The 15,472-nt window shown below is 66.5% G+C and carries 13 protein-coding genes and 1 pseudogene (1 of these 14 only partly in view); 11 read left to right on the forward strand and 3 right to left on the reverse strand.

Annotated elements, in window-relative coordinates; all coding sequences use genetic code 11:
- Positions 1-499 carry the 5' portion of a hypothetical protein gene (locus K789_RS23110; protein ID WP_416352805.1) on the reverse strand. The gene continues 176 nt to the left of window position 1, outside the view, so only the first 499 of its 675 coding nucleotides appear in the window; the start codon lies at positions 497-499; the stop codon falls past the left edge of the window.
- Between the two features lie 301 nt (positions 500-800).
- Between K789_RS23110 and K789_RS0113390 the strand changes: the two genes are divergently transcribed.
- The 6 genes from K789_RS0113390 to rlmB all read left to right on the forward strand — a co-directional run bounded on the left by K789_RS0113390 (position 801) and on the right by rlmB (position 5,861).
- Positions 801-1,283, forward strand: a complete 483-nt coding sequence (locus K789_RS0113390) for a CarD family transcriptional regulator (RefSeq protein ID WP_024367191.1) — start codon at positions 801-803, stop codon at positions 1,281-1,283.
- A 212-nt stretch (positions 1,284-1,495) separates the two neighbouring features.
- A complete protein-coding gene (ispD, locus tag K789_RS0113395; protein ID WP_024367192.1) occupies positions 1,496-2,314 on the forward strand; it encodes a 2-C-methyl-D-erythritol 4-phosphate cytidylyltransferase in 819 nt (272 codons plus the stop codon).
- A 2-nt stretch (positions 2,315-2,316) separates the two neighbouring features.
- Positions 2,317-2,853, forward strand: a complete 537-nt coding sequence (gene ispF, locus K789_RS0113400) for a 2-C-methyl-D-erythritol 2,4-cyclodiphosphate synthase (protein ID WP_024367193.1) — start codon at positions 2,317-2,319, stop codon at positions 2,851-2,853.
- Positions 2,854-2,895: 42 nt separating this feature from the next.
- Positions 2,896-3,225, forward strand: coding sequence for a hypothetical protein (locus K789_RS0113405; RefSeq protein WP_024367194.1), 330 nt, complete (start codon positions 2,896-2,898; stop codon positions 3,223-3,225).
- Between the two features lie 56 nt (positions 3,226-3,281).
- Positions 3,282-4,751 (forward strand): cysteine--tRNA ligase, encoded by a 1,470-nt coding sequence (gene cysS / locus K789_RS0113410; RefSeq protein ID WP_024367195.1) that lies wholly within the window; start codon positions 3,282-3,284, stop codon positions 4,749-4,751.
- 123 nt (positions 4,752-4,874) lie between these two features.
- Entirely contained in the window at positions 4,875-5,861 is a 987-nt protein-coding gene (rlmB, locus tag K789_RS0113415) for a 23S rRNA (guanosine(2251)-2'-O)-methyltransferase RlmB (protein WP_024367196.1), read from the forward strand.
- A 569-nt stretch (positions 5,862-6,430) separates the two neighbouring features.
- Here the strand turns inward: rlmB and K789_RS0113420 are convergent.
- Positions 6,431-7,234: a carbon-nitrogen hydrolase family protein gene (locus tag K789_RS0113420; protein ID WP_024367197.1), complete on the reverse strand. Its 804-nt coding sequence runs from the start codon at positions 7,232-7,234 to the stop codon at positions 6,431-6,433.
- Between the two features lie 116 nt (positions 7,235-7,350).
- On the opposite strand from K789_RS0113420, the gene glgX reads away from it, so the two are divergent.
- Genes glgX through K789_RS0113435 form a run of 3 tightly spaced genes read left to right on the forward strand, consistent with a single transcriptional unit; the run spans position 7,351 to position 10,338 of the window.
- The gene (glgX, locus tag K789_RS0113425) at positions 7,351-9,465 is read left to right on the forward strand and encodes a glycogen debranching protein GlgX (protein WP_024367198.1); all 2,115 of its coding nucleotides are present in this window, start codon (positions 7,351-7,353) and stop codon (positions 9,463-9,465) included.
- Between the two features lie 32 nt (positions 9,466-9,497).
- Positions 9,498-9,974, forward strand: coding sequence for a ribonuclease domain-containing protein (locus K789_RS0113430; RefSeq protein ID WP_024367199.1), 477 nt, complete (start codon positions 9,498-9,500; stop codon positions 9,972-9,974).
- A gap of 7 nt (positions 9,975-9,981) precedes the next feature.
- On the forward strand, positions 9,982-10,338 hold the full coding sequence (locus tag K789_RS0113435) for a barstar family protein (RefSeq protein ID WP_024367200.1): 357 nt from the start codon (positions 9,982-9,984) through the stop codon (positions 10,336-10,338).
- 83 nt (positions 10,339-10,421) lie between these two features.
- On the opposite strand, the gene glgP is transcribed toward K789_RS0113435, so the two are convergent.
- Complete coding sequence (glgP, locus tag K789_RS0113440; protein ID WP_024367201.1) at positions 10,422-13,040, reverse strand: alpha-glucan family phosphorylase; 2,619 nt, start codon at positions 13,038-13,040, stop codon at positions 10,422-10,424.
- A 143-nt stretch (positions 13,041-13,183) separates the two neighbouring features.
- On the opposite strand from glgP, the gene K789_RS0113445 reads away from it, so the two are divergent.
- Together K789_RS0113445 and K789_RS23115 are read left to right on the forward strand one after the other, a co-directional pair.
- A complete protein-coding gene (locus tag K789_RS0113445) occupies positions 13,184-15,265 on the forward strand; it encodes an alpha-1,4-glucan--maltose-1-phosphate maltosyltransferase (protein ID WP_024367202.1) in 2,082 nt (693 codons plus the stop codon).
- A pseudogene (locus tag K789_RS23115) lies at positions 15,262-15,472 on the forward strand (trehalose synthase); the annotation flags it as partial. The gene K789_RS0113445 and the pseudogene K789_RS23115, both read left to right, overlap by 4 nt.

Consider the following 15,472-nt stretch of genomic DNA (forward strand, 5'->3'; position numbering starts at 1 on the left):
GCTCGCTGCCTGCCGGCAGGTACTGCTTGTAGTCGGGGATCGTTGCGTCCAGCACCGGGACCTTGAACTTGGTGCTCTGGTTGGTGCCGTCCTCGCGGATGCTGACCTCCACGAGGGAGCCCGGGACGCCGCCGGTGGTGCTCAGGATGGCCTCGTCCGTGGACTCGTTGAGCAGCGTGTAGGAGTTCTGCTTGACCGGGACCTGGGTCTGGGAACCGCCGGCACCAAGGATGGTCAGCTTAACGTCCTCGGAGGACGAGTTGTAGACGGCGCCGATCACGCGGCCGGGCTTGTCCTCACCGGCGGAAATGATCATCATGTTCCGCAGCTGCAACGGGCCAACGTTGGCCTGGGTTCCATCCGACGCAGCGTAATGCGCGTTGGTCGACTGCGGGTTGATGTAGCCACAGCCAGTTACGGACAGCAGGCCGATGCCCAGAGCAGCCGTTGCCATTGCCAGCTTGCCGCGCTGGCCCCGGTTCATCGCAGAGAAACCCACGTCACGCACTCCTTGAGAGTCTTGGAACATTATTCAGCCACAGCCTATCGGCAATCCGTCCCAAACATTGATTCGGGCGCTACACAATGCCGCCGACTCGGTGCCGGGCAGTCTGCTCGCGGGGGAAGACGCGGACCCTTGGCAAAGGCGGGGCCATGCACTAATATCCGCTTTCGTCAAGGGGTCTACGGGGGCCGTTTAAGGCCATTTTCCCCGTATTCATGCGGTTCTTGGGTACGATCCATGGCAGTTGTATGCCTTAAACGTGATAAACTGGTCTGCGGGAAAGGGGAATGTCCACATGGTTTTTGAGGTCGGCGAGACAGTAGTTTACCCTCACCACGGTGCAGCCAAAATTGAAGAAATCAAGATGCGCACTGTCAAGGGCGAAGAGAAGATGTATCTCAAGCTCAAGGTGGCTCAGGGTGATCTGACCATTGAAGTTCCAGCAGAAAACGTAGACCTAGTTGGGGTCCGGGATGTAGTGGGCAAAGAAGGTCTGGAGCACGTGTTTGAAGTGCTGCGGGCCGAGTTCACTGAAGAACCCACCAACTGGTCACGTCGATACAAGGCAAACCTGGAGAAGCTTGCTTCCGGTGACGTCATCAAGGTGGCAGAGGTTGTCCGTGACCTGTGGCGCCGCGATCACGATCGGGGTCTCTCCGCAGGGGAGAAGCGCATGCTGGCCAAGGCACGCCAGATTCTGATTTCAGAACTGGCGCTAGCCGAAAAGACCGACGAAGAGAAGGCTGCAAGCGTTCTCGACGAGGTCCTGGCTTCCTAAGCAAGTCGAACAGACAAGAATCGAACCCCGGTAGCGTAACGGCTGCCGGGTTTCTTTTTGCCCTTTTTCAGCCGCGCCCGGGGGGCGGCTCCCGCGACGGGGCTCTGCCACTCGGCACGGTCCGTCGAGGTGACATTTAACGCCCATGTTTGTCGAGAATATGGGCGTTAAGTGTCACCTCGACGGACGGTGCGGGACGTAGTCTTGTGCGCATGGACTCTGCACCAAGAACCCCTGTCACCGCGGTCATCGTCGTGGCTGCCGGCTCGGGCCAGCGCCTGGGCTACGGCATGCCGAAAGCCAAGGTCCCGCTGGGCGGGGACAGCATCCTCACCCACGCCCTGCGGGGCGTCGCCGCCGCGGGCATCGCGCGGCAGATCTGCGTCGCCATCCCGCCCGGCGATCCGGAACTCCACGCCCTCTGTGAGGCCTTCACCCAGGACCTCAAAGCGGAGCGGCGGCGCGCCGGCCACGCGGGTGACGGCGCGCAGCTCCCGGTCGTGACGATCGTCGACGGCGGCGCCACGCGCGCCGAGTCTGTCCGCGCCGCGCTGGCAGCGCTGCTGCCGGCCACAGAAGCCGTCCTGGTCCACGACGCCGCACGCGCCCTGACGCCGGAATCGGTCTTCCACCGGGTGTCCCAGGCACTCGCGGCCGGCGCACTGGCCGTCATCCCGGTCATGCCCGTGGTGGACACGGTCAAGACGGTGGAGCCGACCACCGGCGGTGGCGCCGCGATCGCCCCGGAGCTCGTCACCGGAACCGCGGCCCGGGAAACCCTCCGGGCTGTGCAGACCCCCCAGGGCTTCGAGCTCGCCACCCTCCGGCGCGCCCACGACGCGGCGGCTGCCTTCGACGCCGGCCAGGCAGCGGCCGTCACCGACGACGCCATGCTGGTGGAACTCCTCGGCGTCCCGGTCTACGCGGTGCGCGGCGCCAGCCAATCGTTGAAAATCACCACGCCACTGGACCTGATCATCGCCGAAGGTCTCCTCGAAGGCCCGCTGGGCGCCCGCTGGGTGGAAGGCTGACCATGTCCGGAAGCCAGAACGCTCCGCTGCCCGTCATCCCGCGGACAGGAATCGGCATCGACGTCCACGCCTACGCCCCCGAGGACGCACCCCAGCCGCTCTGGCTCGGTGGACTTTTCTGGGACGGGGAACGCGGACTGTCCGGCCACTCCGACGGCGACCCTGTCGCCCATGCTGCCGCCGACGCCCTGTTCTCCGCCTGCGGCATCGGGGACCTCGGCACCCACTTCGGCACCGACCGCCCGGAGTACGCCGGGGCCTCCGGCGTGACCCTGCTGGCAGAGGCTGCCCGGATCGTCCGCGCCGCCGGCTTCGAAATCGGGAACATCGCCGTGCAGTTCGTTGCCAACAGGCCCAAGTTCGGCCCCCGGCGGGAGGAATCCCAGCGGGTCCTTAGCGACGCCGCAGGCGCCCCGGTCAGCGTCTCGGCGACCACAAGCGACGGACTCGGCTTCACCGGCCGCGGCGAAGGGATTTCAGCCACGGCGACTGCCCTCGTCTACCCCTCCCGCTCGGCACCTCCGGCACCTGTCGCCTAGGCTTAACGGACGATCCCTTCCCGCAACACCAGGAGACCTCCCGTGAAAAAGCTGCTGCCCGCCGTCGTTCTTCTGGCCGGACTGCTGCTGACCGGCTGCGCCGCGACGCCGAAGATGAGCATCCCGGAGAGCTGCGCGTTCCTCAACAAGGACACCTTTGTCCCCACCGGCAACCAGCAGCAAAAGGCTGAGCAGATCTCCAAGCACTACCAGGAGGTGGCGGACAAGGTGGCGCCCGAGGTGGCCGATCCGATCCGGAAGATGGCGGACATCATGAAGCAGGTGGCGGGCACCTCACTCGGGGCCACAAGCGCCGAGCAGACCAAGCAGCTCACGGAACAGAACAACAGGATCGGCGAATACTGCAAGTAGGCCGCCGGGGTGGTCCGCACGCCGGGGCCAGGGTCCCCATCGGCTAATCTGGAGCGGTGACCCTGCGCTTCTATGACACTGCATCCGCCGAAGTCCGTGACTTCGTCCCCCTGGTTCCGGGCAAAGTGAGCCTCTATTACTGCGGCGCCACGGTGCAGGGCATGCCGCACGTCGGGCACATCCGCTCCGCCATCGCCTTTGACCAGCTCACCCGGTGGCTGCAGTACCGCGGATTCCGCGTCACCGCGGTCCGCAACGTCACCGACATCGACGACAAGATCCTCGCGAAGTCGGCTGATTCGTTCGCCCCTGACTTCGAGGACGAGCCGGGCACTGTCCGCGAGGAGGAATGGTGGGCGCTGGCCTACCGCTACGAGCAGGAATTCCTCAAGGCCTATGACACCCTGGGCGTCTCCCGCCCGACCTATGAGCCCCGCGCCACCGGCCACATCCCGGAAATGCACGCCCTGATCCAGCAGCTCATCGACCGCGGCCACGCGTACCCCGCCCTGGATGATTCCGGCGATGTGTACTTCGACGTGCGCTCCTGGGCAAAGTACGGCTCACTGACCCGGCAGAAGCTCGATGACATGCAGGGCGCCCCGGACGCGGACCCGCGCGGGAAAAAGGACCCCCGGGACTTCGCGCTCTGGAAAGGCCACAAAGAGGGCGAGCCGACGACGGCGGGCTGGGCTTCGCCGTGGGGCACCGGCCGGCCGGGCTGGCACCTGGAATGCTCCGCGATGGTCACCAAGTACCTCGGCTCCGAGTTCGACATCCACGGCGGCGGGCTGGACCTGAGGTTCCCGCACCACGAAAACGAGATGGCCCAGTCCCAGGCTGCCGGGCATGGCTTCGCCAATTTCTGGATGCACAACGGCATGGTCACCTACGCCGGCGAGAAGATGTCCAAGTCCATCGGCAACACTGTCAGTCCCGCCGAAATGCTGGAGCTCGCGTCGCCGCGCGTGGTCCGGTACTACCTCGGCCAGGCGCAGTACCGCTCGGTACTCGACTACCAGCCGACGTCCCTGCAGGAAGCTGCAGCAGCCATGGAACGCATCGACGGCTTCATCAGCCGCGCCGTCCGGACCCTTGGCGGCGCCGACGGCGGCACCCCGGCAAGCTATGGCCTTGCCAGCTACGGCATCGTCCCCGACGCCTTCGCGGCCGCGATGGACGATGACCTCAACGTCCCGCAGGCCCTCGCCGTCCTGCACGACACCGTCCGTGCCGGCAACACTGCCCTCACCGCCGGGGAGCTCGACGCCGCCCGGCAGGCACTCGCCAGCGTGACCGACATGCTGCGTGTCCTTGGTCTCAACGACGCCGCGGCGCCGGCGGTGGACGAACAGGGCAATACCGCTCTCGGCGTCCTCGTTGAAGCGCAGCTCGCGGCCAGGGCACAGGCCCGCGCCAGCAAGGACTGGGCCGCGTCAGACGCCATCCGCGATACGCTCGCCGCCGCCGGCGTCGTCGTCGAGGACGGCCCGGACGGCGCAAGCTGGAGCCTCAAGCGCGGCTGAGTCGACACCGGTCCTGGCGCTGAGCCGGGACCCCGCCAAGCCCTGCGGTCGAGGATTTAACTCGAGTCAGTAGACTGGAGTTCAGACTTATTAACGAATCGCGTATTTAAAAGGGTGAAACTTATGGCCAACAACGGTCGCCGGTCGGTCAAAATGAAGAAGGGCCCCACTGTCGGAACTGGCGGCCACGGCCGCAAGGCTCTCGAGGGCAAGGGCCCCACTCCCAAGGCGGAGGACCGTCCCTACCACAAGGCCCACAAGAACAAGCAGCTCGCGGAACGCTCCGCAGCCAAACGCCCGGGAGCCCCGCGCAACGCCGGCGCCCGTTCCGGCCCCAAGGGCCGCGCCACCGAGGAAGTCGTCACCGGACGCAACTCGGTCGTGGAGGCGCTGCGCGCGGGCATCCCCGCCAAGGCCCTGCACGTGGCCATCCGCATCGAAATGGATGACCGGGTCAAGGAGTCCCTCAAGCTGGCTGCCGAGCGCGGCATCCCGCTGCTCGAAACCGGCAAGCCTGAGCTGGACCGGATGACCGACGACGCCATCCACCAGGGCCTCGTGCTGCAGATCCCGCCCTACGAATACCAGGACGCCTACGAGCTTGCCGAGGAAACCCTTGAAAGCTGGAAGCGCGGCCACGTCTCCAACGCACCCCTCTTCGTCGCGCTCGACGGCATCACCGACCCGCGCAACCTCGGTGCGATCATCCGCTCGGTCTCGGCGTTCAGCGGCCACGGCGTCATCGTTCCCGAGCGGCGTTCCGTCGGCGTCACCGCCTCGGCCTGGAAGACCAGCGCCGGTGCGGCCGTCCGCGTCCCCGTGGCACGCGCGGCCAACCTGAACAACACGCTGAAGGCGTTCAAGAACATGGGCATCTATGTTCTGGGGCTCGACGGCGACGGCGACGTCTCGCTGCCCGACCTCGCCCTGGCCACCGAGCCGGTCTGCATTGTCGTGGGTTCCGAGGGCAAGGGCCTCAGCCGCCTGGTCGGCGAAAACTGCGACCAGATCGTCTCCATCCCGATCGACTCAGCGATGGAGTCGCTCAACGCCTCCATGGCGGTCGGCATCTCCCTCTACGAGATTTCCCGCCAGCGGGCAGTCAAGTAACTTTCGCGGGTTTCTGCGGTTGGGTCCGCCGTGACCGGAGTTGTGGTTGGGTTCCGCCGGAACGGGAGCTTTGCCGTCGCTTAGCGGTCAGCCCCTTCCCAAACTTCGCAAGCTCAGTTCGGGGCCCTCGGGGCTTCCCTTCCTCCCGACGCTCCGCTCGGCCGCGGGCGGCCTCACTCCGCTCTGGTCGGCGATGCGCTCCTTGCAAAACTCCGGTCCCGGCTCCGACGCTCCCTCACCTTTGGCGGGAGACGGCAAAGACGCTCTCCCACCTACGGTGAAAATTACGGAAACGCTCCCTCACATCTCGTGAGGGAGCGTTTCCCGTTAAACGGCGAAAGGTGAGGAAGCGTTTTTTTCTCAGAAGTACCTCGACGCGAGGTGAGCTGAGATCGAGCGGGTGCCGGGGTCTTGCAAGGAGCGCATCGCCGACCAGAGCTTCCGCAGGCCGCCCGCGGCCGGAGGAAGCGTCGGGAGGTGTCTAAGCGACGGCAAGGCGCCGGTGTCCGCGGAGGGGACCACGGAAGGTGACCACGGCGAAGGTGATCAAGAACGAAGCGGCGGCCAGCCTAGAACTTGTGGCGGTTGGCGAGGACCGGAAGTTTGGCCCGGGCTTCCTTGACGACGGCGGGGTCCAGGTCGGCGAAGAGCAGGCCGGGGGAGGCGTCGAGCTCTTCGAGGACTTCTCCGAGGGGGGAGACAACGACCGAGTGCCCGACGCCGGTGGGCGCCGCGCCTTTGGGCTCGATTCCCTGGCTGGCCGGGTCGCCCTGGCCGCAGGCGAGGATGAAGGTGGTGGAATCGAGGGCCCGGGCCCGGGCCAGGAGCTTCCATTGCTCGGCTTTGCCAGGACCGGATCCCCAGGAAGCGCAGACAATGTTGATGTCGGCTCCGCGGTCCGCGTTCTCGGTGAACAGATCCGGGAAACGGATGTCGTAGCAGGTGGCCAGACCGAACGTCACGCCGTCGAACTCAAAGGTGACGGGCTCGGCGCCGGCGTCGACGGTATCCGATTCCGCGAAACCGAAGGCGTCGAAGAGATGGATCTTGTCGTAGCTGGCTTCGATGCCGCCGCCGGTGACCAGGAGGGTGTTGCGCACCTTGCTGCCGTCGTCCGCTGTCCCCGGGGTGAACATCCCGGCGACGATCACGATGTCCTGTTCCGCCGCGATGGCGCGCACCCGCGATGCCCACGGGCCGTCGAGCGGCTCGGCGATGTCCAGCAGCGAATTGCCGAAGGCGCGCATCGTGGCCTCGGGGAACACCACGAGCTCTGCGCCGCCGGCCTTGGCCCGGGCGGCATAGTCCGCCACGAGGGCAAGATTTCCGGCAACGTCGCGTCCGGTAATGACTTGAGCGAGTGCAATCCGCACTATTACCTCCAATTTCGGCCCTTGTTCCAGTATGCAACGCCGCTATTCCGTACACTGCACTTCGTCAGGAAACCAGGAACCGGGGTTATTTGTACGGCCCCGCTAAACTTTAAGCAATGGTTATGCCCTCTGTAGACACAGCTTCCACCGTAGACGCCTCGCGTGCGTTTCCGCTGGGAATCAGCGTTCCGTGCACCGGATCGCCGGCAACGGACGATCCTCGGGGTGCCTTCGCGAATGTGGCTGTCTACGCGCCCGGCGTGGCAACCCTGGAGATCGCTTACCAGGCGCCCGGCGGCGCCTGGCAGTTGAAAACCCTGCCGAACGTGACCGACGGCGTCCACCACGGCATCGTCGAAGGCATGCCGGCCGGTTCGCGGTACGGATTCCACGCCACCCCGGACCACGAGGCGCTCCCGCTGTCCATGCCCGCTACGGATTTCGACGCCGGCGGCGAGCAGCCGCTGCTGCTGGACCCCTACGGCCGGGCCGTGGATGAGCGCGAGGATTTCATCACAAGTGTCCGGGTGGAGAGCGGCTTCGATTGGGGCACAGACCGCGGCCCCAGGATTCCCTGGCGCAACACCATCATCTACGAGGCGCACGTCCGGGGCCAGACCAAACTGCACCCCGACATTCCCGAAGACCTTCAGGGCACCTACGCGGGCCTGGCGCACCCGGCCATGATCGAGCACCTGATCGCGCTGGGGATCACCGCCGTCCAGCTCCTCCCGGTGCACTTCCACGTGGACGAACCGCACCTGCAGAATCTCGGCATGACGAACTACTGGGGCTACAACACGGCCGCGTTCTTCGCCCCGCACGCCGGCTACGCCACCGAAGCGGCGCAGGCCGCCGGCCCGAAGGCCGTCCAGGACGAGTTCAAGGGCATGGTCAAGCTGCTGCATGCGGCCGGACTGGAGGTCATCCTCGACGTCGTCTACAACCACACTGCGGAGGGCGGCCGGGACGGCCGGACCCTCAGTTTCCGTGGCCTGGGCGAGATGACGTACTACCGCAATGACGGCCACGGCAAGTACGTGGACACCACCGGCTGCGGCAACAGCCTGAACTTCGGCGAGCCCCGCGTGGTCCAGCTGGTGCTGGATTCCCTGCGCTACTGGGTGACCGAGTTCCACATCGACGGCTTCCGTTTCGACCTCGCGGTGACGCTGGCGCGCAACGCCGCCAACGAGTTCGATCCCCGGCACCCGTTCCTGGTTGCGATCGGCGCGGACCCCGTGCTGTCCGCCACAAAGCTCATCGCCGAGCCCTGGGACATCGGCTATGGAGGCTGGCAGACCGGCCGCTTCCCGGCCGGCTGGGTCGACTGGAACGATCACTTCCGTGACGCCGTCCGCAGCTTCTGGCTCGCCGACCGCGCCGCGATCGACGCCGGCGGGCAGGGCGGCTCCGTGGCCCGCCTCGCGGACGCCCTCTCCGGCTCCGCGAACCTGTTTGAGCCGTCCGGCCGGTCCCGCCTCGCCTCCGTTAACCTCGTCACCGCCCACGACGGCTTCACCCTGGCCGACCTCGTGTCCTACGACCGCAAGCACAACGAGGCCAACGGCGAACAGAACCGTGACGGACACGGCGACAACCGCAGCTACAACCACGGCTTCGAGGGCCCCACCGAGGACGAGGACATCCTCGCCCGGCGGGCGCAGGCAAGCCGCAACCTGATGGCTTCGCTGATGATCTCCCAGGGCGTACCCATGATCACCGCCGGCGACGAGATCGGCCGCACCCAGCAGGGCAACAACAACGCTTACTGCCAGGACAATCCCATCACCTGGATCGACTGGACCAGCACTCCCGAGGCACACTCGATGCTGCGCACCACCAAGCGCGTGATCCGGCTCCGCAAGGAATTCCTCGCCGGGCAGCCGCACGACTACCCAACGCGCGAAAAGCAGTCCTACTTCCACTGGTTCGACGAACGCGGCGAGCCCATGGCCGGGGAGCGCTGGCAGGATCCGGGGCACCGGGTGGTGCAGCTCCTGCTCGGTTCCGACGACGGCCACGTCGACGGACTGGTGGTGGTCAACGGCGGCTCCAGGGACGTCAAGGTCACGCTGCCGCTGCTCAGCAATGAGGACGGAACCGGCAACCGGCTCTTCGAACTGCGCCTGACCACCTCCGAGCTCCACGACCGGCGCCAGGGCGTCCGGGTCGCTTCGGGCGAGCGGGACGTCGTGCAGGCCAATTCCATCAACATCTACCGCACGTAGCCCGGCCCCGATTCAGGCATAAGGAACGAAAAATGAAGGTCCAGCGGCTGACGGCCCTGCTTGCCCTGCTGGTCGGACTGGCGGTACTGGCGTTCATCCTGGCAGGGATCCCGCAGACCGGCGCTGTCCCGTCCGGCCCCATCCAGTCCAGCCCCATCCAGTCAGGCCCAGCGCAGTCCCTTGCTCCCGCCCCGGCGGCTCCGCCGGCGATCGCCAACCTGTCGGGGCTGCCGGAAGTGAAGGCCTCCGAACTTCCCCCCGAAGCCCGCCAGACCCTGGCGCTCATTGCCAGGGGCGGCCCCTATCCGTATGCCCGGGATGACGTCACGTTCGGCAATTTCGAACGTATTCTTCCCCGGAAAGCCTCCGGCTACTACAAGGAATATACGGTCAGGACCCCTGGGGAATCCGACCGCGGTGCCCGCCGGATCGTGGCCGGAGAAGCAGGCGAAAAGTACTACACGCCGGACCATTACAACTCGTTCACATTCATTATTGAAAGCAAGTAAGGGACCCATGAAGATTTACTCCGCAGACACCTGGACCGTCGAGGAACTGCAGGCGCTGGTGGCCGACGCCGGACGGCGCGCGGTGTTGATTCCCGCCGCCGATACCAAACGGACCGTGCTTGAGACGTTCGCGGAGACGCTGGACTTCCCGGCAGACTACGGAGTGAACCTCGACGCGCTCAACGACTCCCTGCACGACTTCGCCGATGCCGTTTCCGACGACGGCCAGAGCCCGATCACCTTCATCTGGGAGGTCCCGGCCGTCTTCCGCTCGGACCGTTCCTTCGGCATCATCTGCGAAATCCTGCAGGACGCCGAACGCTACGCCGGCAAGAACCTGGCAGTCATCGCCGTCTGCCTGTAGGCCCGCAATAGACGACAGCGCCGCAACCCGGTATTCGGGGTGCGGCGCTGTTCGTCGTTCGAGCAGCGGGCAGGTGTCAGGTGTCAGGCGTTGACGATCAGGCCAAGTTCGGCCTTGGACGCCAGCGCCGCGTGCTTCGGGAGCACCCGGACGGTGTAGCCGAAGGAACCGGACCGGTCGATGACCAGGGTGCCGCTGAAAAGGTGCCGGCCCTTGCCGAGGTCTTCAACGGCCTTCAGCTCCGCCACCGTCACGTCGGCCAGTTCGTCGCTGTCCTCGGCCTTGCCGTAGGCGACCTCCACCGAAACATCATCCGGGGTGAGGTCGTGCAGGGAGACGTAGGCGTTGACCTGGAGGATGTCGCCGATCTGCGGGTCCTCCGAGACGCCCACCGAGTCCACGTGCTCCACCTGGATCTGCGGCCAGGCGGCCCGGACCCGGGAAACCCAGGCCGCGAGGGACTTGGCCTCGGCATAGTTGTCCGCGCCGGCCCGGCGGCCGGCGACGGCGGCAGGACGGTACAGGACGTTGACGTAGTCCTTGAGCATCCGGTCCGCGGAGACGGCCGGGCCCAGATGCGACATGGTGTGCTTGATCATCGAGACCCAGTGCGTGGGGACAGCCTGCGGACCGGACGTCGAAGGCCCCGCCGCGCCGGCGCCGTCGGACACTGTCAGCCCGTAGAAACGGGGGGCCACCTGCGTCTCCAGCAACTCGTACAACGCCGCCGCCTCGATGTCGTCGCGTTCCTCGGGGGACGCATCGTTGTTGGCGGTCGGAATCGCCCAGCCGTTTTCGCCGTCGTACATCTCGTCCCACCAGCCGTCCAGGACCGAGAGGTTGAGCGAGCCGTTCAGTGCGGCCTTCATGCCGGAGGTGCCGCACGCCTCGAGCGGACGCAGCGGGTTGTTCAGCCAGACGTCGCACCCCGGAAACAGGGTCCGGGCCATGGCGATGTCGTAGTTCGGCAGGAACACGATCCGGTGCCGCACCGCGGGGTCATCGGTGAACCGGACGAGGTCCTGGATCATCTTCTTGCCCGCGTCGTCGGCCGGGTGCGACTTGCCTGCGATGACCAGCTGGATCGGGTGCGTCTTGTGCAGCAACAGGGCCTTGAGCCGCTCGGGCTCGCGCAGCATCAGGGTGAGCCGCTTGTAGGTCGGCACGCGGCGGGCGAAACCGATTGTCAGGATGTCCGGGTCCAGGACGGAGTCCGTCCAGGCGAGCTCGGCGTCGGCCGCCCCGCGCTTCTTCCAGGCTGCCCGGAGGCGGCGCCGCACGTCCTCCACGAGGGACACCCGCATCTCGCGGCGGAGGGCCCAGACGTCCTCGTCACTGACGTTGTAGGCGAGGTCCCAGCGGCCCTGCGTTTCCGCGTCGGAGCCGAACTGCTCGCGCGCCAGTGCGGACACCCGCGGGTCCACCCAGGTGGGCACGTGCACGCCGTTGGTGACCGAGGTGATGGGCACCTCGGAGTGGTCGAATCCCGGCCACAACGCGGAGAACATGCCGCGGGAGACCACGCCGTGCAGCTTGGCCACGCCGTTGGCGCGCTGGGCCAGCCGCAGGCCCATCACGGCCATGTTGAAGACGAACGGATTGCCGTCGGTGTAGTCCTCGCGGCCGAGGTTCAGGATTTTGCCCACCGGCACGTCGGGAGCCAGCCCGGCGTCGAAGAAGTGCTGGATCTGCGAGATCTCGAAGCGGTCAATGCCGGCCGGCACCGGGGTATGGGTCGTGAACACGGTTGAAGCGCGGCCGGCAGCCAGCGCCTCGTCCCAGCTCAGCGGATCCGCAGCGGACATCATTTCCTGGATCCGCTCCACTCCCAGGAACCCGGCATGGCCCTCGTTGGTGTGGAACACTTCCGGCGCGGGGCTGCCGGAGAGCTTCTGGTAGGCGCGCAGGGCCTTGACCCCGCCCATGCCCAGCAGGAGCTCCTGCTGGAGGCGGTGGTCACCTCCGCCGCCGTAGAGGCGGTCCGTGATGCCGCGGGCGGCCTCGTCATTGCCCGGGACGTTGGAGTCCAGCAGCAGGAGCGGAACACGCCCGACGTCGGCGCGCCAGACGTGCGCCAGCAGCCGGCGGCCGTTGGGGAGCGGCAACGAGATCTGGATGGGCTTGCCGGTGCCGTCAGGGGAGGCCTCGCGCAGCAGTGTCAAGGGCAGGCCGTCCGGGTCCAGGACAGGATAGGTTTCCTGCTGCCAGGCGTCCCGGGAGAGGGACTGCTTGAAATAGCCGGCCTGGTACAGCAGTCCGACGCCGATCAGCGGCACCCCGAGGTCCGAGGCCGCCTTCAGGTGGTCGCCGGCGAGGATGCCGAGGCCGCCGGAGTACTGCGGCAGCACTTCGGTGATACCGAATTCCGGGGAGAAGTAGGCGATGCACGCCGGTGCGCCGTCGCCGAGGCTCTGGTACCAGCGGGGCTCCTCGAGGTACCGGTCGAGGTCCGCGGCGGCCGCGTGGACACGCTGCACCACGTCCTGGTCGGCGGCGAGACGCTGCAGTTCCTCCCTGCTGACGAGGCCGAGGAAGGTCACGGGATCGTGGCCGCTCTCGGCCCAGATCTTCGGGTTCAGGCCCTCAAAAAGCGCGCGCGTGGGGCGGTGCCAGGACCACCGAAGGTTGGTGGCCAGCCGGGCCAGCGGCCGGATCGGCTCAGGAAGAACGGTTCGGACGGTAAATCTGCGGATTGCCTTCACCTGCGAAACACTAACTGACAAGTCGGAGGCTCGGAACCGGTTTAAGTTTCTTTTGCATAAATGACGGTCAGGGTTCCCGAAAATGCCCCGAAAAAAGTGAGCAGCCTTAGCAATCTGGCCGATTTGTCGATAACGTCGAGGCTGTGACGACTAACTCGCGAACCAGTGCCGTGTCCAAGCAAAAGCCGAAGGCCCTGATCACGGAGGGCCTTCGCTTTGGCCGTTTTCCAATCACCGCCGTACAGCCTGTGGTGGAAGGCGGGAAATTCCCTGCCAAGGCCGTTGTGGGAGAAACCCTGGTGGTGGGTGCCACCGCCTTCCGCGAAGGTCACGACCAGCTCGGCGTCAGCGCCGTCCTGCTCGACCCCCGCGGGAAGGAACGCCAGCGCGTCCGTCTCGCCCGGCCCCGCGGCCCGCGCGGCCAGGGAACCGACCGCTGGGAGGGCCTCCTGACCCCGCCCGCCACCGGCACCTGGTCCTTCGTGATCGAGGCCTGGCATGACCGCTACGGCACGTGGCACCACAACGCCGAGGTCAAGGTGGAAGCCGGAATCGACGTCGAGCTGATGCTGGCCGAGGGCGCCGCGCTGCTCGCCGAAGCGTCCGAGGACTCTTCCCGACCGTCCGCTGACCGCCGGACTTTCCGGATGGCCGTCGTCGGGCTCAATGACACGTCCAAGACCGCGGAGGAACGGCTCGCCGCCGGTTTCAGCCCGGAGGTCGCCGCCGTCATCGAACGCCAGCCGATACGCGAACAGGTCACCGTCTCCGAGCAGTACCCGCTGCTGGTGGAGCGCGAGCTCGCCGGCCGGGGCGCCTGGTACGAGTTCTTCCCCCGGTCCGAGGGCGCCGTCCGGAACCACGAAACCGGCGGGTGGACCTCCGGCACCTTCCGCACCGCCGCGAAGCGCCTCGACGCCGTCGCGGCCATGGGCTTCGACATCATCTACATGCCGCCGATCCACCCGATCGGCATCCAGCACCGCAAGGGCCCGAACAACACCCTGCTGGCCGGACCGCACGATCCCGGCTCCCCCTGGGCCATCGGGGCCAAGGAAGGAGGCCACGACGCCATCCACCCGGACCTGGGAACCTTTGAGGACTTTGATGCCTTCGTGGCGCGGGCCGGGGAACTGGGTCTGGAAGTGGCACTGGACCTTGCGCTGCAGGCCGCCCCGGACCACCCCTGGGTCGAAAGCCACCCGGAGTGGTTCACCACTCGCGTCGACGGCAGCATCGCCTACGCCGAGAACCCGCCGAAGAAGTACCAGGACATCTTCCCGCTGAACTTCGACAACGATCCGGCGGGCCTGTCCAACGAGATCCTGCGCATTGTGTTCCTTTGGGTGAGCCACGGCGTCAAGATCTTCCGCGTCGACAACCCGCACACCAAGCCGGTGTGGTTCTGGGAGTGGCTGATCGCCAAGGTCAACAAGAAACACCCCGACGTCGTTTTCCTCGCCGAGGCCTTCACCCGCCCGGCCATGATGCACGCGCTGGGCCGGGCCGGCTTCCAGCAGTCCTACACCTACTTCACCTGGCGGAACACCAAGGAGGAGCTGGAAGAGTACTTCCAGGAAGTGAGCCACGAATCCCCGGCCTACTTCCGGCCGAACTTCTTCGTCAACACCCCGGACATCCTGACCGAATTCCTGCAGTACGGCGGCCCGCCCGCGTTCAAGATCCGGGCCGCGCTGGCTGCCACCGCGAGTCCCATCTGGGGTGTCTATGCCGGCTTCGAACTCTACGAGCACGTGGCCCGGCCCGGCGCCGAGGAGTACATCGACAATGAGAAGTTCGAGTACAAGGCCCGTGACTGGGACACGGCGGCCGGCTCCGGCAGGACGCTGGCCCCGTACCTGAGCCGGCTCAACGAGATCCGGCGTGCCCACCCGGCCCTCGGGGACCTGCAGAACCTGACGGTGCACCAGAGCACGGACAACGCCACTGTCGTCTACTCGAAGCACAAGACCCTCCCCGACGGCTCGAAGGACACCCTGATCGTCGTCGTCAACGTGGATCCTCACGGCATCCGTGAGAGCACGGTCACGCTGGATCTGGCGGCGCTGGAGCTGCACCCCGACGACCTCACGCACAACGGCCGGTTCATGGTGGATGATCTGTTGACCGGCGAAAGCTGGGAATGGGGGGAGTACAACTATGTTCGGTTGGACGCCCATGTCGAACCCGCGCACATTCTTAGCATCCGGAGGCAGCACGCGTGAGTTTCAGCCCGACCAACCCCAACCAGCACTTCAGCCCTAAGGGCTCCTTTGAACTGAACGCGCCCGGCCTCCAACATGATCCGCACTGGTACCGCAAGGCGGTCTTCTACGAAGTGCTGGTCCGCGGGTTCGCCGACGGGAACGGTGACGGCTCCGGCGACTTCCACGGCCTGATCGAGAAGCTGGACTACCTGCAGTGGCTCGGTG

Source organism: Arthrobacter sp. TB 26 (assembly GCF_000427315.1).
Lineage (GTDB): Bacteria > Actinomycetota > Actinomycetes > Actinomycetales > Micrococcaceae > Arthrobacter.

What these genes read in the sequence shown, in the direction of transcription:
- K789_RS0113435 (WP_024367200.1), top strand. Translation starts at nt 9,982, where the DNA reads ATGAAGATTTACTCCGCAGACACCTGGACCGTCGAGGAACTGCAGGCG.
- rlmB (WP_024367196.1), top strand. Translation starts at nt 4,875, where the DNA reads ATGGCCAACAACGGTCGCCGGTCGGTCAAAATGAAGAAGGGCCCCACT.
- K789_RS0113390 (WP_024367191.1), top strand. Translation starts at nt 801, where the DNA reads ATGGTTTTTGAGGTCGGCGAGACAGTAGTTTACCCTCACCACGGTGCA.
- ispF (WP_024367193.1), top strand. Translation starts at nt 2,317, where the DNA reads ATGTCCGGAAGCCAGAACGCTCCGCTGCCCGTCATCCCGCGGACAGGA.
- K789_RS0113430 (WP_024367199.1), top strand. Translation starts at nt 9,498, where the DNA reads ATGAAGGTCCAGCGGCTGACGGCCCTGCTTGCCCTGCTGGTCGGACTG.
- glgX (WP_024367198.1), top strand. Translation starts at nt 7,351, where the DNA reads ATGGTTATGCCCTCTGTAGACACAGCTTCCACCGTAGACGCCTCGCGT.
- ispD (WP_024367192.1), top strand. Translation starts at nt 1,496, where the DNA reads ATGGACTCTGCACCAAGAACCCCTGTCACCGCGGTCATCGTCGTGGCT.